General features: G+C 61.7%; 23 protein-coding genes. 13 read left to right on the plus strand and 10 right to left on the minus strand.

Annotated elements, in window-relative coordinates; translation table 11 throughout:
* Window positions 1–5: 5 nt before the first annotated feature.
* Window positions 6–1,220, plus strand: a complete 1,215-nt coding sequence (locus tag XH88_RS11045; RefSeq protein WP_271615389.1) for an acetate/propionate family kinase — start codon at window positions 6–8, stop codon at window positions 1,218–1,220.
* Entirely contained in the window at window positions 1,217–2,005 is a 789-nt protein-coding gene (gene fabI, locus XH88_RS11050) for an enoyl-ACP reductase FabI (protein WP_271615390.1), read from the plus strand. The genes XH88_RS11045 and fabI overlap by 4 nt, the downstream gene beginning before the upstream one ends.
* Before the next feature lie 30 nt (window positions 2,006–2,035).
* Here fabI and XH88_RS11055 read toward each other — a convergent pair whose 3' ends face one another.
* The 5 genes from XH88_RS11055 to XH88_RS11075 all read right to left on the minus strand — a co-directional run bounded on the left by XH88_RS11055 (window position 2,036) and on the right by XH88_RS11075 (window position 5,422).
* Window positions 2,036–2,494, minus strand: coding sequence for a MaoC family dehydratase (locus XH88_RS11055; RefSeq protein WP_271615391.1), 459 nt, complete (start codon window positions 2,492–2,494; stop codon window positions 2,036–2,038).
* A 14-nt stretch (window positions 2,495–2,508) separates the two neighbouring features.
* Window positions 2,509–3,159 carry a 3-oxoacid CoA-transferase subunit B gene (locus tag XH88_RS11060; protein WP_271615392.1) on the minus strand — a complete coding sequence of 217 codons (651 nt, stop codon included), beginning with the start codon at window positions 3,157–3,159 and terminating at the stop codon, window positions 2,509–2,511.
* Between the two features lie 4 nt (window positions 3,160–3,163).
* Window positions 3,164–3,817 (minus strand): CoA transferase subunit A, encoded by a 654-nt coding sequence (locus XH88_RS11065; protein ID WP_271615393.1) that lies wholly within the window; start codon window positions 3,815–3,817, stop codon window positions 3,164–3,166.
* A gap of 67 nt (window positions 3,818–3,884) precedes the next feature.
* On the minus strand, window positions 3,885–4,499 hold the full coding sequence (locus XH88_RS11070; RefSeq protein WP_271615394.1) for a hypothetical protein: 615 nt from the start codon (window positions 4,497–4,499) through the stop codon (window positions 3,885–3,887).
* Window positions 4,496–5,422 carry an alpha/beta fold hydrolase gene (locus tag XH88_RS11075; RefSeq protein WP_271615395.1) on the minus strand — a complete coding sequence of 309 codons (927 nt, stop codon included), beginning with the start codon at window positions 5,420–5,422 and terminating at the stop codon, window positions 4,496–4,498. Before XH88_RS11075 ends, XH88_RS11070 begins: the two co-directional genes overlap by 4 nt.
* A 132-nt stretch (window positions 5,423–5,554) precedes the next feature.
* Here XH88_RS11075 and XH88_RS11080 point away from each other — a divergent pair, with 132 nt between their 5' ends.
* Genes XH88_RS11080 through XH88_RS11095 form a run of 4 tightly spaced genes read left to right on the plus strand, consistent with a single transcriptional unit; the run spans window position 5,555 to window position 9,620 of the window.
* Window positions 5,555–8,062, plus strand: coding sequence for an alpha/beta hydrolase (locus XH88_RS11080; protein WP_271615396.1), 2,508 nt, complete (start codon window positions 5,555–5,557; stop codon window positions 8,060–8,062).
* An 8-nt stretch (window positions 8,063–8,070) separates the two neighbouring features.
* Window positions 8,071–8,934, plus strand: coding sequence for an alpha/beta fold hydrolase (locus XH88_RS11085; protein WP_271615397.1), 864 nt, complete (start codon window positions 8,071–8,073; stop codon window positions 8,932–8,934).
* A 39-nt stretch (window positions 8,935–8,973) separates the two neighbouring features.
* Window positions 8,974–9,150 (plus strand): hypothetical protein, encoded by a 177-nt coding sequence (locus tag XH88_RS11090; RefSeq protein ID WP_271615398.1) that lies wholly within the window; start codon window positions 8,974–8,976, stop codon window positions 9,148–9,150.
* Window positions 9,151–9,164: 14 nt separating this feature from the next.
* A complete protein-coding gene (locus tag XH88_RS11095; RefSeq protein WP_271615399.1) occupies window positions 9,165–9,620 on the plus strand; it encodes a potassium channel family protein in 456 nt (151 codons plus the stop codon).
* On the opposite strand, the gene XH88_RS11100 is transcribed toward XH88_RS11095, so the two are convergent.
* Window positions 9,601–10,281, minus strand: a complete 681-nt coding sequence (locus tag XH88_RS11100; protein WP_271615400.1) for a helix-turn-helix domain-containing protein — start codon at window positions 10,279–10,281, stop codon at window positions 9,601–9,603. The genes XH88_RS11095 and XH88_RS11100 overlap by 20 nt on opposite strands.
* A 344-nt stretch (window positions 10,282–10,625) precedes the next feature.
* Between XH88_RS11100 and XH88_RS11105 the strand changes: the two genes are divergently transcribed.
* The 4 genes from XH88_RS11105 to XH88_RS11125 all read left to right on the plus strand — a co-directional run bounded on the left by XH88_RS11105 (window position 10,626) and on the right by XH88_RS11125 (window position 13,091).
* Entirely contained in the window at window positions 10,626–11,258 is a 633-nt protein-coding gene (locus XH88_RS11105; protein WP_271615401.1) for a response regulator transcription factor, read from the plus strand.
* Between the two features lie 177 nt (window positions 11,259–11,435).
* The gene (locus XH88_RS11110; RefSeq protein ID WP_271615402.1) at window positions 11,436–11,810 is read left to right on the plus strand and encodes a response regulator; all 375 of its coding nucleotides are present in this window, start codon (window positions 11,436–11,438) and stop codon (window positions 11,808–11,810) included.
* A 507-nt stretch (window positions 11,811–12,317) separates the two neighbouring features.
* Window positions 12,318–12,536: a hypothetical protein gene (locus tag XH88_RS11120; protein WP_271615404.1), complete on the plus strand. Its 219-nt coding sequence runs from the start codon at window positions 12,318–12,320 to the stop codon at window positions 12,534–12,536.
* A 240-nt stretch (window positions 12,537–12,776) separates the two neighbouring features.
* Window positions 12,777–13,091, plus strand: a complete 315-nt coding sequence (locus XH88_RS11125) for a hypothetical protein (protein ID WP_271615405.1) — start codon at window positions 12,777–12,779, stop codon at window positions 13,089–13,091.
* 21 nt (window positions 13,092–13,112) lie between these two features.
* Here the strand turns inward: XH88_RS11125 and XH88_RS11130 are convergent, their stop codons facing one another.
* Window positions 13,113–13,547, minus strand: a complete 435-nt coding sequence (locus tag XH88_RS11130; protein WP_271615406.1) for a L,D-transpeptidase — start codon at window positions 13,545–13,547, stop codon at window positions 13,113–13,115.
* Window positions 13,548–13,902: 355 nt separating this feature from the next.
* Between XH88_RS11130 and XH88_RS11135 the strand changes: the two genes are divergently transcribed.
* A complete protein-coding gene (locus XH88_RS11135) occupies window positions 13,903–14,568 on the plus strand; it encodes a helix-turn-helix domain-containing protein (RefSeq protein WP_271615407.1) in 666 nt (221 codons plus the stop codon).
* A gap of 23 nt (window positions 14,569–14,591) precedes the next feature.
* Here the strand turns inward: XH88_RS11135 and XH88_RS11140 are convergent, their stop codons facing one another.
* From XH88_RS11140 to XH88_RS11150, 3 genes are read right to left on the minus strand one after another with little or no spacing between them, the layout of a single operon-like run.
* A complete protein-coding gene (locus XH88_RS11140) occupies window positions 14,592–15,173 on the minus strand; it encodes an invasion associated locus B family protein (protein WP_271615408.1) in 582 nt (193 codons plus the stop codon).
* 9 nt (window positions 15,174–15,182) lie between these two features.
* Complete coding sequence (locus XH88_RS11145; RefSeq protein ID WP_271615409.1) at window positions 15,183–16,079, minus strand: alpha/beta hydrolase family protein; 897 nt, start codon at window positions 16,077–16,079, stop codon at window positions 15,183–15,185.
* Between the two features lie 10 nt (window positions 16,080–16,089).
* Window positions 16,090–17,778, minus strand: a complete 1,689-nt coding sequence (locus tag XH88_RS11150; RefSeq protein WP_271615410.1) for an aspartate:alanine exchanger family transporter — start codon at window positions 17,776–17,778, stop codon at window positions 16,090–16,092.
* Between the two features lie 140 nt (window positions 17,779–17,918).
* On the opposite strand from XH88_RS11150, the gene XH88_RS11155 reads away from it, so the two are divergent.
* Window positions 17,919–18,602 (plus strand): YoaK family protein, encoded by a 684-nt coding sequence (locus XH88_RS11155; protein ID WP_271615528.1) that lies wholly within the window; start codon window positions 17,919–17,921, stop codon window positions 18,600–18,602.
* Window positions 18,599–20,296 (plus strand): SulP family inorganic anion transporter, encoded by a 1,698-nt coding sequence (locus XH88_RS11160; RefSeq protein ID WP_271615411.1) that lies wholly within the window; start codon window positions 18,599–18,601, stop codon window positions 20,294–20,296. Before XH88_RS11155 ends, XH88_RS11160 begins: the two co-directional genes overlap by 4 nt.
* The last annotated feature ends 78 nt before the right edge of the window (window positions 20,297–20,374 follow it).

Below are 20,374 nucleotides of genomic sequence, written 5' to 3' on the forward strand. Positions count from 1 at the left end.
TTGCCATGGATACGATCCTCGTCGTCAACGCCGGCTCCTCCAGCGTCAAATTCCAGATCTTTTCGGTCGAGGGCGAGGGGCGGCTCCGGCGGCAGATCAAGGGGCAGATGGACGGCATCGGCGCCCGTCCGCGGCTGAGGGCGAGCGGCGCGGGGGGCGATTCCCTGGCCGACCGGGCCTATCCGATCGAAGCGGTGCCGGACGTTTCAACTGCAATGGGCGTGGCGGGCGAATGGCTGCGCGAGGAGCTTCGCATTCACCCGATCGCAGTCGGGCATCGGGTAGTGCATGGGGGGCCGGATTATGGCAAGCCAGTTCTGATCGACCACGGCGTGGTGGCTCGGCTGCAGCGCTTTATCAATCTCGCACCTCTGCACCAGCCGCACAATTTGTCGCCGATCCGGTCGATCTTGACCAATTTCCCGACGCTGCCGCAGGTCGCCTGCTTCGACACCGCTTTTCATCGTACGCACGGCGCTCTGGCGGACTGTTACGCAATTCCGCATCAGCTTCATGCCGAGGGCGTCCGGCGTTATGGATTTCACGGCCTGTCCTACGAGTACATCGCGAGGACCTTGCCCAGCGTTGCGCCCGAAATTGCCAAGCGCCGAGTGATCGTCGCTCACCTTGGCAGCGGCGCCTCCATGTGTGCAATGAAGGACGGGCGGAGCGTCGAGAGCACGATGGGTTTCACCGCCCTGGATGGCCTGCCGATGGGAACTCGGCCGGGCCAGCTCGATCCGGGTGTTGTGCTCTACCTGATAGCCGAGAAGGGCATGTCGGCTGCGAGCGTGCAGGACTTCCTTTACCGCGAATGCGGGTTGAAGGGCCTTTCCGGTGTCAGCAACGATATGCGTGAGCTCGAGAAGAGTGCCGATCCCAAGGCAAAGCTTGCGATCGACTATTTCGCCTATCGGATCGGCCTTAACGCCGGCATGTTGGCAGCGGCCTTGCAAGGCTTGGACGCCTTCGTCTTCACGGCCGGTATTGGCGAGAATTCCGCAACTATCCGTGCCCGCGTGGCCGAGCAGCTGGGCTGGCTCGGGGTCGCGCTCGACCCACTCGAAAATTCGCGCCACGCCCAGCTGATCTCGCGCTCCGGAAGTCTCATCCCCGTTTACGTCGTGCCGACCGACGAAGAGCTGATGATCGCACAGCATACGCTGTCGCTGCTGATGAACACTCCATCGAGCAACCCCAAACAGGAGAGGGTTTCATGATTCCCGTGTATCCGGAGACCAAGGTTGCCCTGAAGGGTAAGAAGGGACTCGTCGTCGGCATCGCAAACGATCAATCCATCGCTTGGGGTTGTGCAAGGGCGTTCCGTGCGCTCGGTGCCGAGCTTGCGGTCACCTACCTGAACGATCGAGCGAGGAAACATGTCGAGCCGCTCGCCCAGGCGCTGGAAGCGCCGATCTTCATGCCGCTCGATGTGATGGTCGAAGGCCAAACCGAGCAGGTTTTCGAACGCATCGCGAAGGAGTGGGGGCAGCTCGATTTCCTGCTGCACTCGATCGCCTTCTCGCCCAAGGAGGCGCTGCACGGCCGGGTCGTCGATGTCGGCCGCGAGGGCTTCCTCAAGACCATGGAGGTTTCCTGCTGGTCGTTCCTGCGGATGGCCCATCTGGCTGAGCCGCTCATGAAGAACGGCGGCACGATGTTCACAATGACCTATTACGGCAGTCAGATGGTGGTCGAGAACTACAACATCATGGGTGTGGCGAAAGCAGCGCTGGAATCGGCGGTTCGCTATGCCGCGGCCGAACTGGGTCCAAAAGGCATCCGGGTGCATGCGATCTCGCCGGGTCCACTGGCCACCCGTGCGGCCTCGGGCATCCCGGAGTTCGACGAGCTGATGGACAAGGCGCAATCGAAGGCGCCGGCACGCAGCCTGGTGAGCATCGACGATGTCGGCAATGCCACCGCGTTCCTGGCGCTCGACGGCGCCAGGCTCATGACCGGCGGGGTGCTCTACATCGACGGCGGCTATCATATCATCGATTGAGCGAAGGTATCGTACCGATCGCGCAGGCGCCTACCGGTAGTGCAGTGCGATCAGCTCGGCGACACAGGCCGGCTTGGTGCCGCCTTCGATCTCGATCACGAGGTGATAGTTCACGCGCAGACCGTCCGGTGGCACGTCCTCGGCTTCAGCGACTGTCACGCGGCCGCGCAGTCTAGAGCCCGCCGGCACGGGCGCGAGGTAGCGGATCCGATCCGCGCCGTAGTTCAGAGTGTTGCGCAAGCCCTTCAGGCCGATCACCGACCGAATGAACAGCGGGGCCAGCGCGAGCGACAACAGCCCGTGGGCGATTGTCTTGCCGCCGGGCATCTCCTTGCTGGCGCGCTCCTGATCGACGTGAATCCACTGCTCGTCGCAGGTCGCTTCCGCGAACTGGTTGATGCGCTCCTGCGTGATCTCGACCCAGTCGCTCACCCCGATCTCGGTGCCGACGGCCGCTTTAATTTCCTTGAAGTCGCTGAATATCCGCATATTGCTTTGCCCGCTCAGATCTTCATTTCCGGTACCGTGTCGCCAAGAACGAGCTCAGCCTCGGTGACTGCCATGACCTCGCCGACACTGACGCCGGGCGCCGTCTCCAGCAGGGTGGCCCTGCCGCCTGGAAATCCGATCACCGCGAGGTCGGTGACCACGAGGCTCACCGGTCGATCCGATGTCAGCGGCAGGTTACACTGCTTGACGATCTTCGATTTGCCCTTCGCCGCATGCTGCATGGCCACGATGACCCGTTTGGCGCCACTGACCAGATCCATGGCTCCGCCCATGCCCGGTACCATCTTGCCGGGGATCATCCAGTTGGCGAGGTGCCCGCGCGCGTCGACCTGCAGGCCGCCGAGCACGGTGACGTCGACATGACCGCCGCGGATCAAGCCGAAGGACATCGCGCTGTCGAACGTGCTTGCTCCCGGCAGCGCGCTGATCGGCCGCCCGCCCGCGTCGGTGAGCAGCGGATGCTCCATGCCCTGCTCGGGGATGGGACCGGTGCCGATCAGCCCGTTCTCGGATTGGAAGAACACCTTCAACTCGGGCGAGACATAGTTGGCGACCAGGGTCGGGATGCCGATGCCGAGATTGACGAGGTTGCCCGGCTTGAGCTCTTTCGCGACGCGCCGGGCGATGATCTCCTGTGCGTCCATGAGTTCACCCGTTCGGGTTGGTGATGAGATAGTCGACAAGCGGGGCCGGCGTCATAACGTGATCGGGTGCGATCACGCCGACGGGCACGATGTGCTCCGCGGTCACGATCACGGTGTCAGCGGCCATCGCCATCACCGGGTTGAAGTTGCGCGACGTCAGCGCGTAGGCGAGGTTGCCGAGGTAGTCGGCAAGAAAGGCGTGCACCAGCGCGAACTGCGCCCGCAAGGCCGTCTCCAGCAGGTACGCCTTGCCATCCACCTCGATCTGGCGCTTTCCTTCGGCAACCAACGTCCCGACGCCGGTCGGCGTGAGCACGCCGCCCAGCCCGCAGCCGCCGGCGCGAATACGCTCGGCAAAGGTGCCCTGCGGGATCAGATCGACGGCGACTTGTTCGGCCAGCATCTGCTGCTGCGCCTTGGGATTGAGACCGATATGCGTTGCGGTCAGCCGGGAGACGAGCGTCGCATCGAACAGCTTTCCGACGCCCTTGCCGGGCGTCGCGGCGTCGTTGCTGACGACCGTCAGGTTGCTTTTCCTCTGCCGAACCAGTTCGTCGAGCAGACGCTCCGGCGTCCCAACTCCCATGAAGCCGCCGACCATGATGCTGGCGCCGGCCGGGATCATCGCGACGGCTTCTTCGACGGAAACGGCTCTCATGGTCGGAGCTCCAATCAGTTCGTCAATGAGATGTTCGCGCGCGGGCGGCGTGGTCCTTTGATCTGCGTCAACGCTTTCCGTCATTCCCATCGCAGGTGGAAACGTCGACGCTCTGCAGCACCTCGCGCCAAAGCTCACGCACCTCGGCGTGGCGCCGTTCGAGCGCGGCGCTCACGGCATCGCGAAATGGCCGGAGGTTGTCGCCCTTCAAGAATAGGATTTGGGCTTGCAGCAGCCGGCCGCTCTCGAACTCGACGCGCCGCAGCGCCATGACGAAGGGATCGTTGGCATTGGCTTCCAGGGGGAGGAGCGCCGCCGGCCGGATGCTGGCATGAACGGCGTGCGCCAGCGTTGCGAGATCGACGGCGAGCGCGAGCGAATGGTCCGGAATACCTTGCGCTGGAGCCGGAAACCAAGCGGTCTCCCAGGCGACCGCGAGATAGCCGAGGGCGGGATCCGGCGTCCAGCTGGTCGCGCGCAGCAGCAGAGAGACGATCTCGGACTCATTGTAGAACTGCGCGTTCAATTCGGTCTGCCAGGCCGACTCCATCCTTAGCGGCAAGGCCAAGGCGAACCGACGCGCCAGGGCCCCATGGGCCGAGACGAGGAACGCCGCAACGCGGGTCTGCTGGTGGGACGGCACGCATCCGCCGGGATCGAGTGGGCCGAACAATTCGCTCATGCGCTTGCTCCCCGTACCGGGATCGCGCGCAAATGGTCGTACCCGGCAGGAAATGGAGTCAGATCGCCGCCGGCGTCCTCCGGCGCGATCCAAACGGCCTTGTTGCCTTGCCAGCGCCCGGCCAGCACGTCGTCGGCAAAGCCTGCAAGCAGATCGGCCGTGAGCGCCGGCTTCTCCAGCGTGAAGGCGTGATAACCTCGGGGAATGATGACCAGCGAGCTGTTGGGAATTTGGATGCGCAGCATCTCGTGCAACGCGCGTGGCGTGAGGAAATCGAACTCGCCGTTCAGGATCATCGTCGGGACGCCGATCGAACCCAATTGCTCCGTGAGTGGCTCGAAATCGAGGAAGGATTCCATCAGGTTCTGCAGCGCATAGACGTCGTTCACCAGCCAGCCTTGCCGTTTGACGCTGTCGAGCTTGTCCAGGACGGGCGCGAGCCATTGATCTGAGACGTTCATCGGCAGCAGCAAATCCTGGAGATAGCTGGTCCCGCCGAGGATCAGGCCGGTGCGCAGCGCGTTGCCGAGTAGAAATAACTGCGGCGGCAGCTCGGCAAAGCAACTCATCGGCACCAGCCCGGCCAATCGATCGCCATGAGCAATGGCATAGCGCAGCGCGATCAGACCGCCGAAGCTGATGCCGCTCAGGAATACGGGACCATCGCCAAGCTCCTGGATCAGGAGGTGAAGCGCCGCGACCTGGTCGTCCTGGCTGATGAAGAGAGCGGGTTTGTCGGACTCGCCCTGACCGAGCAGATCGAAAGTTGCGACGCGGAATCCTCGCGCAACCAGCGCGTCACGGTACGCGGCCCAAAGCTCGGCGTATTGGGTGAGGCCGTTGACCAGCACGTAGGCCGGTGCGCCGGAGGGACCGTCAAGCTCGTACCGGATCCGATATGAGCCGTGGGCAAGGAAAGGCATTGCGGCGATCCCGCAGGTAATTTGATGCGGTGATATCCTCGATGAAAACGCCGCCCTTCCGTTGAGTTAAATCAAAGGATGCATCACCTCCGCGCTTAGCGTCCGATCAGAACAATTGCGGAGGAATTCGCCATGATCGGAAGGCACACTGTGCGCCGTTATGTCCTCAGCTTCGTGCTGCTGATGATCGGTACTTCGCTCGCGATCGCACAACCGTTCACGCGTCGCTCGTCGCAGATGCAGCACGACGAATTGAAGAAGACCTATGAGATCGAGAATTTCCGCCTCGGCGGCAAATACGATCTCTCAGATCCCTCGAAGTGGGAGAATGGCGGCGAAGGCGGCGTCACGCTGGAATCGCTCGGCGCCGGCAAGCTGCACACGGCCTACATCGCGATCGGCAACGCTCGGCGGAACGCCGCCGGCGAGATTACCAATGCGGTGGTCATCAATTCCTACTATTCGGGCGATTCCACCGATATGTACGAGCAATGGGTCAAGGGTGCTCCCCTGTCGGGCGGCGTGCCCATCATCGGGCCGGGACGGCCGATCGATACCGACCGCTATTACGTCATCATGGTCGATCCGCTCGGCACCTGGGGCGCCAGCAAGCCATCTGAGGGCCTGGGCATCAAATTTCCGCAATACAGCTACTACGACATGGTGCAGGCCAACTATCGCCTGCTTCGCGACGGGCTGAAGGTCGCGCGTGTAGCATTGGTGACAGGCGTCTCCATGGGCGGTACCCAGACCTATGTCTGGGGTGTGATGCATCCGGAGTATGTCAGCGCGATCATGCCAATCGGCGGCACCACGCAGTCGGATGGCGATGACCCCGTGGGCAACTGGACCTTCCAGATGATGACGGCTGCGATCGAGGCCGACCCCGTCTGGCAGGCGACCAAGGGCGACTATTACAAGCTGCCCAAGGAGAAACATCCGGTGCCCGGCGTCGCATTCGGCTGGTCGATCCTGGGAATGACGGGCTACGACTTCGCCTTTCGGACGACTCAGAATTGGAAGGCGGTCCAGCCAGAGATATTCTACTGGGATCCTCCGAACGAGAAGGCGGGGCTGAACGTCACCAATCGCGCCAAACTCTATGACGCCGTCGATCTCGTCTGGCGCAACCGGGTCGGCGAGACCCATAACATCAATCCCTATCTCGGCCGCATCCAGGCGCGCACGCTGGTGATGCACATCACCAACGACCTCTGGCTGAACTTCAAGCTGGCCCAGAAAGCGGTTGATCGCGTGCCCGGCGCAGACCTGATCGCCCAGGAAAGCCCGGTCGCCCATTATGGCGTGTTCCCGATCATCAACCAGCGCAAGAACGATCCGAAGTTCGTCGCGTTCATGGACGACGTGGCAGCCCTCGATCGTGCGCAGAAGTACGTCGACAAGAATTATCGAGTGCCTGGCGTTGCGGAGAACATCGATCCGAAGAAATCCTTCTGGAAGGACTTCGTGACCTATCCTTATCCGGTCAAATACGCCAACGCGAAGGACAAGAGCGGCAACTCCTGGCAAATCGGCTACATGGACGAATATGCCGGCACCGACAAGGATCCGAAGGTGCTGGTCATCATCCACGGCAAGGGCGCATTTGCCGGGCACTATGGCAACATCATGCAGTACGCCCTGCGGATGGGCGTGCGTGTAATCGCGCCTGACCTGCCGCACTACGGCATGTCCGGACCCGGCAATCTGGACAAGAGCCCAGCACGTACCATGCAGGACATGCGCGAGGTCATCTACGACCTCGTGGTGAGACAGCTCGGCGTGAAGAAGGCCTATTATCTCGGTCACTCGCTCGGTGGTCAGTTCGTGATGGGCTATGCCCTGACCTGGCCGGACGCAGTGCAGGGCCTCGCGCTCGAGGCGCCCTCGGGCCTCGAGGAATATCCGCGCGACATCACCATCGCCAAGGACAAGAAGGCGAAGCTGTTCGACCAGGCCTTCGACCACGACTTCGACAAGTGGAAGGCCGCGTGGGGACCGACGGGCGTTCTCGACTCCGAGATCAAACGTTCGGAGCAGAACATCCGCGACTTCTTCTACTTCAAGAAGCGCGATCCCGAGACCAACGTGGTGTCGGCGGCCAAGGCCGGCTACTTCTTCAATGACAGCGAGTATGCCCGCTTGCATACCGAACAGCGTGTCGGGCTGACCAAGGGCAACCCCAGGGAGCTCGAGCAGTGGTGCAACGTCTTCATCTACGACATCTACACTATCGGCGCCGAGCTGCAGCAGGACGATCCAAAGAACCTTTACGAGCGCCTCACCCAGATCAAGCAGCCGATCTTCCTTTCGTTCGGCGACAAAGAGCCGTTCATCCCGACGCCAGCCTTCAATGGCCTCACCGACCTCGGGCGCGACGTCATCTCGCCGTTCATGACGCGGATGACCAATGCGGGCAATCGGCCGATCCTGAAGATCTATCCGGAAACGGGGCACTTCATCCATACGGATAACCCGGTGGAGTTCCCGGTCGACGTAGTGGATTTCGTGACCAAGGGAAGCGTCGATACCTCCTCGCCGCTCGGTATCGATCGCATGATCAAGGGGGCGGTGGTCTCCGCCTTGCCGTTGGCGCCGACGCCGCCCGGCGCAGCGCCCACGGCCGGCCTCAACAAATAGGCGGGCTCATGCAAAAGGTGCAGGCGGGCGAGATCCAGCTTGGCTGGCGCGAGTGGGGGAAGGGCGACGTCACCGTCGTCTTCATCCACGGCAATCTCGCCAGCAAAGACTGGATCGAGCTCGCCGCGCTGCTGTTTCCGTCGGGCCTGCGCGTCATCGGGCTCGATTGGCGGGGCTGCGGCGACAGCGATCGACCGCGGCCCGCCACAGACTATTCCAACTACAACATGCAACGGCATGCGCAGGACATGCTGGCTGCGCTCGACACGCTCGGTGTCGGATATTGCCACCTCGCCACCCATTCCACCGGCGGCATCATTGCGGCGCGGATGCTCTTGATGCAGCCGGAGCGCTTTGGGCGGGTCTTTGCACTCGACCCGGTCACTCCGCTCGGGATGGCCTTCAATGCCGATCAGATCGGCGTGTTCCGATCGATGATGGCAAGCAGGGAGGTGACGCGGGCAGTGATGGCGACCGCGGCGTCCTCTCTGTTCGTTCCCGGAAGCTTGGCGCCGAACACCATGCCACGGTTCAGGGACGGGCTTGGCGAGATACAGTCCCTGTTCGAACGGATACTCGAGCAGACTTTTGGCGTCTCAGAAGGCGTTTGGATTGGGACGCCGGTCAATCTCAACCGCGAGTGGGAGAGCAAGGAGCTGGAACGCCGGATGGCGGAGATCAGGCACCCGCATCTGGTGCTGTGGGGAGAGCGGGACGGCTGGATTCCTCCGGCGGATCTGAGGACGATGGCGGCGGCTATGCCGGACTGCCGCCTGGTCATCGTGCCGGGAGTCGGCCATTCGATGAATTTGGAGAATCCGGCGCTCTATGCCGGCTATTTCGGCGCATGGTTCGGCGGACTGGCGAAATAGCGATGCGGTTACCGTCAACGATCAATGAGGAGAACCAGCATGAGCGGTACGAGCAAGCTCTCTGTTGAGAAGGCGCTCGAAAAGATGCGTGGCGACGAGCCGCCGAAAACAAATACCGAGCGGCGGGACGAGAAAACCGAAGCGCTCAATGAGGAGATCAAGCGTATGAGAGCACAAAGGCAGCGTCTCGGTCCGGCCACGCGTCAGCGCGGCTAGATTCTGATGGTCGGATGGTTCTTCAATTCCTGACTGGCGCTCTCGTCAGCGCGATCAACATCATGGTCCACGCGATCGTGACGGTGGGCGTTATCGGCATTGCCCGGGCAGCTGGCTTGAGGCATACCACGCGGCCGAGACTGCATTTGATGGCCGTCATGGTTGCAACGGCAGCGACGCTCATGCTTGCGCACACGCTTGAGGTTCTGGTGTGGGCCGCGGCCTACCTGATCGTCGGTGCAGCACCGGCCGGATCTGATCTGCTCTATTTTACCTTTGTCAATTACACCACGCTTGGCTACGGCGATATCACGCCACTTGCGTCTTGGCGTTTAAGCGGGCCGATGACCGCCATGAACGGCATCCTTCTGTTCGGCTGGTCGACCGCAGTTCTGTTCGAAGTCTTGCGCAAGGCGCTGGATCACCTCGCCGCGATCGGGGCTGCCGGATTCAGTCCCGTAGATCGATAGTGGCGAGCTTTTGACGGTCCGACAGAACGATCTGGCGTTGCGTGTTGCCGAGGAAGGCAATGATGCCAAGCTCGTGCAGCCGCGACAATGCGCGCGAAACGGTTTCGAGCGTCAGGCCAAGATAGTCGGCGATATCGCGACGGGACATCGGCAGCGCAATCACGCCGGCTCCGGTCAGGCGTTTGTCCATCTCGAGCACGAAGGCGGCAACACGCTCCAGCGATGTCTTGCGCCCCAGCAGCAGCATGTGATCCTCGGCGTGCTGAAGGTTGTTCGTCGTCATGCTGAGCAAATTATTGGCAACGACTGGATCGCTGTCGGCCACCAGCTCAAGGGTCTGCCTGCGGATCAATCGGACGGTGGTGTCCACGATCGCTTCCGCCGTGAAGCGGTGCGAACCGCCGTTTTCGAGCCCGAAGATATCGCCGGCCAGGTGAAACGCGCCGATTTGACGCCGTCCGTCCGACAAGAGCTTGTAGCTTCGCACCGCGCCCGTCTTGACCTGATAGACGTATTCGGCAGGCTCCTTTTCGCCGTAGATCTCCGTTCCTTTCTTGTAGCTGAATTCGCTCAAACTGACCGCGGGGTTTAGATCGCTGGTCATTCCGAGGTCACGAAGGGAATTGGAGCGGGAGGTCACATCACAATTGCGCACAAACATGGGCCAACTCCTCAACGAATCGCTGAATTCGTCTCAGATCAGAATTCCAATGCGAGGAATGCGCCGCGCTATCCCACTCCCGCCGAGGTTGATTTACGACTAAAGGGGATATTCCTGTCCATTGTCTGTAGGGACAATGTACCTTCGCACCGGGGGCGAAGCTTCGTGCGCGGAATGAGAAGGCCGAGAACGAAATGCATGATTTGAAGCAATGTTTCGATTGAACGGTTTTGCTAAGCACAATGTCATTCATATAAATGGATTTGCCTTCAGATCTAAATGCCTTGGGCTGGCGTCCCGCGCGAGCGCCGCGCTGCAGGGATATCAGCGGCTAAGAGGTAGAATTGCCCGGCTTGGTCCACGTGGTAGACGATGACGCTTCGTTTCGCACCGCGATAGAACGCCGGCTGCGATTGGCAGGTTATGACGTCGTCGTACATTCATCGGCGGCGGAGTTGCTCGATCACCTTCCGAGCGGTGAAAAACCTGCGTGCGTGCTGCTCGACGTGAAGATACCGGGCCTCAGCGGTCCCGATCTGCAAAGCCAGTTGAACGAACTTGGTTCGACATTACCGATCATCTTTGTCACCGGGTACGCCGATACGGCAACGACCGTGCGCACAATCAAGGCCGGTGCCGAGGACTTCCTGACCAAGCCGGTGTCGTCGGAACAGCTGATCGACGCCATAGAGCGGGCCCTGGAGCGTCACAATGCCGCACAAGGCCAGCGAAGCAAGCTCGGTACTTTTCGCGCCTTCCTGTCATCGCTGACGCCGCGCGAGCGGCAAGTTTTCGACCTCATCGTGCGCGGCAAGATCAACAAGCAGATCGCGCACGAGCTTGGAACGACGGAGCGGACGATCAAGGCGCATCGCCACCAGGTCATGGAGAAGATGCGGGTGAAGTCGTTTGCAGAGCTGGTTTCGATCGCGGAACGGCTCGGCCTGCTTGGTCCGGATGACGGATCACAGCGCTAGACGGGTTTCGCGTCCGCTCGCCGCTTCGACGCGCCGACCTGTACCAAGGGGAAATATCACATGTTATTGACGCCACGTGCTTCAGTGCGCGCAATGCATGGTCAAGGCAACTCCCGATACTGCGTCGGCATGCCGGGACAAAGCCAGTTTGGAGCTCTCGAGCCCAGAAGGCCGATCGTGCCCGAAGCGAAGTCCATCTACGTCGTTGACGATGATCAGTCGATGCGTACGAGCATCGGGCGGCTACTCCGTGAGTACGGCTACGCAGCAAAATTGTTCGACTCTGCGAGGGCGCTACTCAGCCACGGAAGCTTCGATCAAGCCATTTGCATGGTCATCGATATCAACCTCGAGAATGAATCCGGAATCGACCTTCGGCAGCAGCTCCTGAGGCAGGGCATCACCGCGCCGATCGTCTTCATCACGGGCAATGACAGCGAAGCCCACCGCGCTGAGGCGGCGAAGGTGGGATGTGCCGCTTATTTGACGAAGCCGTTCTCGGCAAAGTCGCTGATCGCGTCCATGGCAAGGGCGTGCGGACCGACCACTTAGGTGGGGCCGAGCTGCCGACGAAACATACCTGCCGGCTCGATGCGCAACTCAGCTCATTTTGTTGATTTCGATCAACGGTGAGCCGGGGCCGGGAGTCACGTTATGTCTGATTTCCATCCTTGAAGGAGAGACGGACATGACGAGAAATGCCAAGTTCTTTGGAATGGCGGTGATTGCTGCGCTCGCAACCGCGGCTCCGCTATCGCCCCACTATTCACCGGCGAGCTTGCTATCCGTGTCGCTGGATCGTGCCGAGGCGAGGGTTGGGCGGCCTCTTACACCGATGAGTGTCGCGGGCGTCAATCGCCGCGTACATCGCCGCGCGTACTATGGTGCCGCAGCAGCGGGAGCGGCGGCTTACGGTGGGTACCGCTACGCCTATCCGCGGGCATGCGGGTACGCTCCATATCCGCCTTGCTATTGAACCTCTTTTGATAACGAAGCCATCGGGAGGTTCTCGTGCAATTGCTCCGCTCAATCACATCGATGACCCTTGGCGGGTTGGTCATGAGTGCGTCATTGGCTCTCGTGGGCACGACCGTGAGTGGCGGCCCGGCAGCCGCGGTCGTGTATTGCCAATACATTGACTATCCGCCCAGCTGCATCGCCAGAGCCGGCGTCGTGCTGAGACCGCGGCCCGTCGCCCGCGCTGCCGCTCGCGAGGCGGTGCGGCCGGGAACGCCGATGAATCGCGGTGGTCCCGTCAATCGCGTCGGGCGTCGCTGAATGACGGCGTTCGAAGCCTGTTTGATTATGAAGCCCCGGTCTCGCGCCGGGGCTTTGCTTATCTGAAAGCCTGTCGAGAGCGCCGGTTTCAAGCCCGCCTGGGGAGGACGACGGCTACGAATGCTTACTTAGGCTGCGCCGAGTTTGCGCCAGATCAAGCCGGCGTTTGGGCCTCGATCTAGCGTCGATCAATTCTTGCGGCGATGCCCGGGTACGGGCTCAGGTGGAATGAGCAGCATCATGCTTTTCAAGACACTCATGTTGCATTCACTCATCTACATCGCGGGCATGACCACGGCGATGGCCGTTCACAAGGCCATTCCACTGCCTGCCCTTTCTGCGGGACCTCAGTCCTCACTCGAACAAGCCGCAAATCGCTCGCGGAAAAGCGACAGGCTGCCAACGGTGCAATTGAAGCGGAGAGCACTGGACAAATTGCCGCCGCGTCTGCAACCGGGAGACCTGCTCAAATCGGGCAAAGCGGTCTGCAAGCCTCCCATCGACGTGCCGGGTCGGTGCTTTGCGGAGATCACGTCAGTCCAGAGGCTCGGTTAGGATTGTTAACGACCGCCGCTCTCAGGGTGAGATTTCAATCGTTGTATCCTGAGACCCCTGAGCCTGGATCAATTCGAACAGCGACCGCGCCTGTTCCGGCGCCAGCCGGATGCAGCCGTGGGACACGGGACGCCCAAGATTGCGGACCTCAAACGTCCCATGAATTGCGTATCCGCCGAGGAAGAAGATCGAATAGGGCATCGGCGTGAAGTCGTAGAGCTTCGAGTAATGCATGCGCTGGAGCGAATAAGGCCGGTATATGCCGGTCGGAGTACGGTATCCACGCCGCGCCGTCGAGACTGGCCAAGTCGCATACTCAGTACCGTCGACGCTGACCAGCATCGTCTGGGTTGAAAGTTGAACTCGCACCGTAACGGCTGCGTGAGCGCTTTGACCGGCGAGGCCGAGGAGCAGAAGTACGGTCAAAATGAAAGCCGAAGGCAATCGTGCAGGCATTTCGTTTCTTTTCGAGCATTCGCTGATTGCGACAGAAAGGTGGCGCCCTGATGTGATCAGGTCGGTCGGTTTTCAGCGTCGAGCATAAGGCAGGAACGCGTCCCCGAAGTTGCTACACGCTAGGCGAACTCGGGCGCGGATTGTTGATCGGGCGCAAGTCTTGCAGCTTCGCCTAACGGTTTTCGGCAACCCTGCGATTTTCGAGGTGCTTTTAATACTGGATGCATGAGCTCGCATGGCCGAGCCGCTTCCGATCAAATACGTAGGCGGCGTTTGAAGTTGCGTCAAATCAAATTCCTTCGGCCATGGCCTGCCTAGCATTCATGCATTGTTAATTCGGTCGGAGTTTTCCACGATGCTGCTCAGGACCAACACCCCCAGCAACCGTCCGGTTGACGGGCATCTTGCAGCACTTGCCGGCGAGCGCGTGTTCTGCAGTGAATTCAAATATCGCAGAGGCACGGAAATCTTCGGCGAAGGAGAGGAGACGGAGTACGTCTACCAGATCATCTCAGGGGCGGTGCGGACCTACAAGCTGCTCACTGACGGACGTCGCCAGATCAATTCGTTCCACCTGCCGGGCGACATGTTCGGACTCGAGAATGGCGCAATTCATCGTTTTACGGCGGAAGCGGTGGTTGAGACCAGGGTTCGCATCACCAAGCGGCGCAGCCTGCTCGAGACGATGCAAAGCCGGGAATCGGGCGCTTCCAGTTTCCTTGGCCTCGTGACGCGGAGCCTGCAGCACGCGGAGAACCATATGCTTCTGCTCGGCCGGAAGACGGCACTGGAGCGCGTAGCCGCGTTTTTGCTCGAAATCGACGAGCGGCTCGGCCATCCCAAGGTTATGGCGCTGGCAATGAGTCGTCGCGACATCGCTGATTATCTCGGATTGACGCTCGAGACGGTTTCGCGCGCATGCTCAACGTTGCGTGACCGAAAGATGTTGATGTTCGTTGACGCCACACAGCGGAAGATCGTGCTGCTCGACCGCGAGGGTCTCGCGGAGTACGATGCGTGATCGTGGCAGACCGGTAGGTCTGCTCACTCCTCAATGTCCTGCTCGAGCGTCTGCGCCGGTGGTCCGTTGTGAGCGGTGCTGAACTGAGCGAGTGGCAGGGACGTCGTCAGCAACAGGAGATTGGAATCGACGACTTCCAGCGTCAGTGTCTTTCCTGATTCCATCTCCTTGACCAGTTTGGAGTTCGCCACGTCGCCTGCGATGCAGCCGTTGCTGATGCACCAATTATAGGGGATTGGGTGATACGCACCGGTGTCGACCTTCAGCTTGGCGGGTATTCGCAGGTACATGCCGACGGGGACGAAGATCTGCATTCGCGCGTTGCCGCTTTTCTCTCGCTCGATCAGATCGATCCGAACCGCCATCTGTCCGGTTTCATAAGTTCCCGAGATCGAGGTCCTGCAAAGAAGCGGGGTTCCGGCCGCCTTGAAGCAGAGCTTCTTCCATTCACCGTAATTTATGTCATCCGTGGACCGCTGCCCGCGTGGCGCGATCTCCGCGAAGACAGGCGCCGTCAAGGCGCTGGCCGCCAGCCAAGCGCTGCAAACCCACCGGCGAGCGGAGTTGTGACCGCAAAGATGCATATCTTGATCCTCCTGACGCAAGCACGACCATCACTTCAGCGTGTCGAGAAATTTGGTGACAAGCGGCGACCAAATTGGAACCGCGTCGGGCGAACCGACGAAATAATGTCCCTCGTTGCCGAAGGGCGGCATGAGGTGATATTCGGCTTGGCCGCCGGCAGCGGCATAGGCCTGATGCATCCGCTTCGACAATGCCGGGCCAAAGAACGTGTCGTTCTCGATGTAGATCCACAGCATCGGCACCCGCGCGGTGCGGCCAAATTCTCTTGTTATCTCGACCAGCTTGTCGGGCGCACAATTATTGTTCGGCTTGCCGTCGACCCGGCCGCCGCGACCCGCGGCGAACGTGATGATCGCTTTGACCTGCGGCGGATTCAGGCTCGACAGGGCGAGAGCGGCCCAACCGCCGGCGGATTGTCCGACCACGATCACGCCGTCAGGCAGGACGCGCTTCTCGGCAACCATGTACTCAATGATCCAAAGGTCGACCTGGGCAACGGCGAGACCTGCATCGCGGAAATTCGGATTAGTGCACTTTCCGATCTTCGAGAAAAACGGGCCGTAGATCCCACGCTCGGGGATATCGATCGCGGAAGCGCCGTATCCGGTGCCGACCGGCGCCACCACGAGATAGCCGTGCCTGGCGAACCATTTGGCGGCGTCGCGAAACTCGACCAGAGGGAAGAAGCTTCGATCAGTCGGGTTGACCGAGACGCCATGGTTCATGATCACGAGCGGGAAGGGACCATCGCCCACCGGGCGCACGAGATACGCAAACATCGGGAGCGGCAATGGTAGAACCCAGATCTCTTCCTGAATGCGTCGGGGGGCGGCCTGATCGTCGGCACTGGCCGGCACTACCAGGAAAGCCAGCAACAGCAGCACCACCGCCCGCATTGTCCGTTGGACCGAGGAATACGACCGCATCCCATCCTCCTCATCCGGAAAAAGTCGCGGCCACGATGATGGGGCCAAGCACCGTCAGGACGACATTCCCCACGGCATAAGGCACGGCGACGCCCAGCACCGGCATTTGGCTTTCGGCGACCTCGCAGGCCCCCGTGACGGCGGCGTCGACCGTCATGGCTCCTGCGAGCGCGCCGCAGGTGACAACCGGGTTCATACGCAGGACGTGATAAGCGAACAGTGTCGCTACCATCAGCGGCACGAGCGTGACGACGAGACCCATGCCGACCAGCAGCAAGCCATGCGCCTGTATCGCGGCCCAGGCCGCATGCCCGTTGCCAAGGCCGATCGCGGCAATGAAGCCGCCGAGACCGAGATCGCTCAGCGTCTGCTGTGCGGCTAGCGGCATCGCGCCCATGGTTGGTCGGCGCGACCGCAGCCAGCCGCAGACGAGGCCCGCGATCAAGGCGCCGCCTCCGCCGCCGAGCGTCAGCGCTATTCCTCCGACCTTGAAGCTGATCAGGCCGGCCAGCAGGCCGGCGGCAATTCCGGCCGCGAGAAAGGCAATGTCGGTGCGATCACCGGCGCGCAGGATCTGCCCGACCTGCGCGGCTGCGCGTTCAATGTTTCGGCTGGTGCCGACCAGCGTCATGACATCGCCGACATAGATACGCGTGTCAGGACTGAGCGGCACCTCTCGCCCCATTCGCGTCAGAGTCCGCAGGAACACGCCACGTGCATTGCTGCCGACGCGATCGGCGACATCTTGGACCGAGCGGCCGTGGAGATTGCGGTTGTCGACCAGCACGTCGACCACATTGCCCGGCATGGCCTTCAGGATCTCGTCTGCGTCGATCTCGGTGCCGAGCACGGGACGCGCGGCGACGATCACTGCTGTCCGTCCGGCGATCACGATGTCGTCGCCTGTCTCGAGGATCGTGTCGAGATGCGGCTCGATGTCGGTGCCTTGACGGACGATGCGCTCGATCACCGTCCGGCTGCCGATCTCGTCCTCGATCGCCTTCACAGTCCGTCCCGCTGCGGCAGAGACGCGGTATGCGCGGGCCTGGAACTTTCGATAGTGCAGGTTCTCTGACTTGGGAGGCTCGCCGCCGGACAGCTCGATCTCGAGCTTCTTGGCTTCGTCCTTGAGATTGACGCCCATCAGCTTGGGCGCGATGAACGGGACATAAATCAGCGTCAGGATGTATCCGAGCACATAGGTGACGGCGTAGCCCGCCGCGATGTTCGCTTCCTGCTGCTCGAGCAAAGCCTTCGGCAGGCCAAGCTGTGCGAGCGCTCCCGAGGCGGTGCCGATGACGGAGGATTGCGTCAGGGCACCGGCGGCGAGCCCAGCGGTGGTGCCGGAATCTAGTCCGAAAGCAAAAGCAAAGGTGAGGACGATGAGGAGGCCGGTGCCACCGAGCACGAGCGCCATGGCAACCTGGGCGAGGGTGCGGATGCTCAACGACGCGAAGAACTCGGGACCGGATTTGTAGCCGATCGTGAACACGAACAGGCTGAACAGAATGACTCTCAACACCGACGGAAACGCGAAGCTTCCCAACTGGCCGATGAGGACGGCCACGATGAGCGTGCATGCGGTGGTGCCGACCGAAAAGCCCCTGATCTTGACCCGCCCCAGCCCAGTCCCAAGAGCGACGGCAAGCAGCAAGAAGATTTCCGGAGCGGTGGAGATGATCCACCTGACGGTGTCCATGATCGTTATTCCCCAGCGCATTGTTCCGGACGGAGTTGAATCCTCAAAGCCGCTGGGAGGTTTGATTCAGGTCAAGCCTTTTCTTCGCTCGCGCGGCGTCAATGGACCGCTGCCGGATCGACGACACACGCGTATCGGATATGGCTTCATTGAATATCACCGCTACTCCATTGCTGCGTCGCGACGAGACGATCACCGTCGCGCTGCTGCTGGCGTTCGCTGGCGGGTTTCTCGATGCCTATACGTGGATCATCCATGGCGTGATGGCAAACGCGCAGACGGCGAATCTCGTCCTTCTCTGGGTCCACGGAATGGAAGGCGACTGGATGAGAGCGCTGCAATTTGGTCCTCCGATACTGGCATTCGCGGCTGGTATTGTGATCGCTGCCTGGCTGCGCCGCGCAACGGGAGAGAGGGCGAATGTCATCAGTACGTTGCTCGAGATTCTCCTCCTGATCACCATCGGCATTCTTCATAATCGAATGCCCGAGATCGCGGGCACACTGGGAATTTCGCTCGTTGCGGCGATGCAGGCGGCCGTCTTCACCAAGGTCGAAGGCACGACTTACAGCACGGTGATGATCACCGGGAACATGCGCCAGGCGATCGAGGGCATCTTCGCAGTGGCCTCTGGCGGTGTCGCGGTCGGGAGATTGCGGCGATCTGGCATTTTTGCGGCCGTGTGCTGCGCCTTCGGCCTTGGCGCGGCCCTTGGCGCTCTGATGACCAAGGTGGTCCCGGACCTCGCATTGGGACTTCCCGTCGTCGCGCTGCTGATCGTGCTGCTCCGATGCGAAGCCGTGAACTCAGAGGCGAACTCATGAAGCCGGTATTCGAACAATGGGGCGGCTGGAGCCGCTTCGTTCCGCCCTTCAGCTGGGTCTCGGGTTATCGGATCGCGTGGCTGGCTTCCGACGCGGTCGCGGGCGTGACGCTGGCCGCGTATGCGATTCCGGTATCGCTGGCGTACGCGGCGCTGGCGGGGTTGCCGCCGCAAATCGGCGTCTACGGCTACATTCTTGGCGGAATCGGATATGCGCTGCTCGGATCATCGCGCCAGCTTGCCATTGGTCCGACCTCGGCCATCTCACTGATGATCGCCGGCACCGTCGGCTCGCTCGCGGCGGGTGATCCGGTTCGCTATGCGCAAATTGCAAGCCTCGTCGCCTGCGCGGTGGCGCTGCTTTGCCTGATCGCCTGGCTGTTCAAGCTCTCCAGTCTCGTTCGCCTGGTCAGCGACAGCATCCTCGTCGGCTTCAAGGCGGGCGCCGGGCTCACCATCATCATGAGCCAGCTGCCGGCTCTGTTCGGTGTTCCCGGCGGCGGCCGCAATTTCTTTGATCGAGCCATCCACATCGCGGGCCAGCTCGGTGATACGAATCTGCTCGTATTGGCCGTCGGGGCCGTCGCACTCGTGCTGTTGCTGCTCGGCGAGCGTCTCCTGCCGGGCCGGCCCGTCGGCATTACCATCGTCGCGCTCTCGATCCTGGCCGCGACGCTGCTTGGACTACCCGCCATGGGGGTGCCCGTCACCGGTAAGATCCCCGAGGGCCTGCCGACTCTCGCCGTTCCGACCTTCGGCCTGGTTGAGCCCGAAGAGCTGTTCCCTATTGCCGCCGGCTGCCTGCTCCTGGCCTATATCGAAGGCGTGTCCGCCGCGCGCAGCTTCGCTGCCAAGCACGGATATGCGCTCGATGTGCGGCAGGAGTTTCTCGGCTTGGGTGCCGCCAATTTCGCCGCGGCATTTGGCCACGGCTATCCTGTCGCCGGCGGGTTGTCCCAGTCAGCCGTGAACGACAATGCCGGCGCGCGGACACCGCTGGCACTCCTGATCTGCTCCGTCACTCTGGCGCTGTGTCTGTTGTTCTTCACTGGAGTGCTCACCAACCTGCCGAAGGCAGTGCTGGCCGCTATCGTTTTTGCCGCGGTTTACCGGCTGGTGGACGTCCCCGCGCTGGTGCGCATGTGGAGGGTGAGCCGGATCGACTTCTACGCCGCTGCCATTGCGCTGATTTCGGTGCTGCTCCTGGGAATCCTCCAAGGCGTGCTGCTCGCTGCGATCGCATCGATCTTCCTGTTGCTGGCGCGCGCGTCGCAGCCGAACATTGCGTTTCTCGGACGCTTGCCGGGAACCGGCCGCTATTCCGACAGCGCCCGACATGATGGCGTGGAGCCCCTGGTCGGCGTGATCGCATTCCGCCCCGAGGCCTCACTGCTCTACATCAACGCCGAGACGATCCTGTCGTCCGTGCTGAACGCGCTGCAAAGAGCGGCCGACATCCGGCTGGTCGTCTGCGATCTCTCGGCATCACCCTATATCGATCTCGCCGGCGCGGGCATGCTTCACGCTCTTTACGACGAACTCGCATCCCGGCGCATCGCGCTCTGCATTGTCGGCGCCCACGCGCAGCTGCGCGACCTTCTGCGTGCGGAAGGACTGGCCGAGAAGACCGACAGCGCGCAGTGGCTGCGGACGCTCGACAGCGTCCTGAGCGGCCCCGACCCAAGCGGCGCTTGAGCGCTCATTTTGCGCTGCGATATGCGCGCTCTGCCGCGGCTGACGAGATGCTCCGGACCGTTGACTTGAATCAACGAA

It is taken from the genome of Bradyrhizobium sp. CCBAU 51627, from assembly GCF_028128765.1.
Lineage (GTDB): Bacteria > Pseudomonadota > Alphaproteobacteria > Rhizobiales > Xanthobacteraceae > Bradyrhizobium.

What these genes read in the sequence shown, in the direction of transcription:
- XH88_RS11045 (WP_271615389.1), top strand. Translation starts at nt 6, where the DNA reads ATGGATACGATCCTCGTCGTCAACGCCGGCTCCTCCAGCGTCAAATTC.
- fabI (WP_271615390.1), top strand. Translation starts at nt 1,217, where the DNA reads ATGATTCCCGTGTATCCGGAGACCAAGGTTGCCCTGAAGGGTAAGAAG.
- XH88_RS11055 (WP_271615391.1), bottom strand. Translation starts at nt 2,494, where the DNA reads ATGCGGATATTCAGCGACTTCAAGGAAATTAAAGCGGCCGTCGGCACC.
- XH88_RS11060 (WP_271615392.1), bottom strand. Translation starts at nt 3,159, where the DNA reads ATGGACGCACAGGAGATCATCGCCCGGCGCGTCGCGAAAGAGCTCAAG.
- XH88_RS11065 (WP_271615393.1), bottom strand. Translation starts at nt 3,817, where the DNA reads ATGAGAGCCGTTTCCGTCGAAGAAGCCGTCGCGATGATCCCGGCCGGC.
- XH88_RS11070 (WP_271615394.1), bottom strand. Translation starts at nt 4,499, where the DNA reads ATGAGCGAATTGTTCGGCCCACTCGATCCCGGCGGATGCGTGCCGTCC.
- XH88_RS11075 (WP_271615395.1), bottom strand. Translation starts at nt 5,422, where the DNA reads ATGCCTTTCCTTGCCCACGGCTCATATCGGATCCGGTACGAGCTTGAC.
- XH88_RS11080 (WP_271615396.1), top strand. Translation starts at nt 5,555, where the DNA reads ATGATCGGAAGGCACACTGTGCGCCGTTATGTCCTCAGCTTCGTGCTG.
- XH88_RS11085 (WP_271615397.1), top strand. Translation starts at nt 8,071, where the DNA reads ATGCAAAAGGTGCAGGCGGGCGAGATCCAGCTTGGCTGGCGCGAGTGG.
- XH88_RS11090 (WP_271615398.1), top strand. Translation starts at nt 8,974, where the DNA reads ATGAGCGGTACGAGCAAGCTCTCTGTTGAGAAGGCGCTCGAAAAGATG.
- XH88_RS11095 (WP_271615399.1), top strand. Translation starts at nt 9,165, where the DNA reads ATGGTTCTTCAATTCCTGACTGGCGCTCTCGTCAGCGCGATCAACATC.
- XH88_RS11100 (WP_271615400.1), bottom strand. Translation starts at nt 10,281, where the DNA reads ATGTTTGTGCGCAATTGTGATGTGACCTCCCGCTCCAATTCCCTTCGT.
- XH88_RS11120 (WP_271615404.1), top strand. Translation starts at nt 12,318, where the DNA reads ATGAGTGCGTCATTGGCTCTCGTGGGCACGACCGTGAGTGGCGGCCCG.
- XH88_RS11125 (WP_271615405.1), top strand. Translation starts at nt 12,777, where the DNA reads ATGCTTTTCAAGACACTCATGTTGCATTCACTCATCTACATCGCGGGC.
- XH88_RS11130 (WP_271615406.1), bottom strand. Translation starts at nt 13,547, where the DNA reads ATGCCTGCACGATTGCCTTCGGCTTTCATTTTGACCGTACTTCTGCTC.
- XH88_RS11135 (WP_271615407.1), top strand. Translation starts at nt 13,903, where the DNA reads ATGCTGCTCAGGACCAACACCCCCAGCAACCGTCCGGTTGACGGGCAT.
- XH88_RS11145 (WP_271615409.1), bottom strand. Translation starts at nt 16,079, where the DNA reads ATGCGGTCGTATTCCTCGGTCCAACGGACAATGCGGGCGGTGGTGCTG.
- XH88_RS11150 (WP_271615410.1), bottom strand. Translation starts at nt 17,778, where the DNA reads ATGGACACCGTCAGGTGGATCATCTCCACCGCTCCGGAAATCTTCTTG.
- XH88_RS11155 (WP_271615528.1), top strand. Translation starts at nt 17,919, where the DNA reads ATGGCTTCATTGAATATCACCGCTACTCCATTGCTGCGTCGCGACGAG.
- XH88_RS11160 (WP_271615411.1), top strand. Translation starts at nt 18,599, where the DNA reads ATGAAGCCGGTATTCGAACAATGGGGCGGCTGGAGCCGCTTCGTTCCG.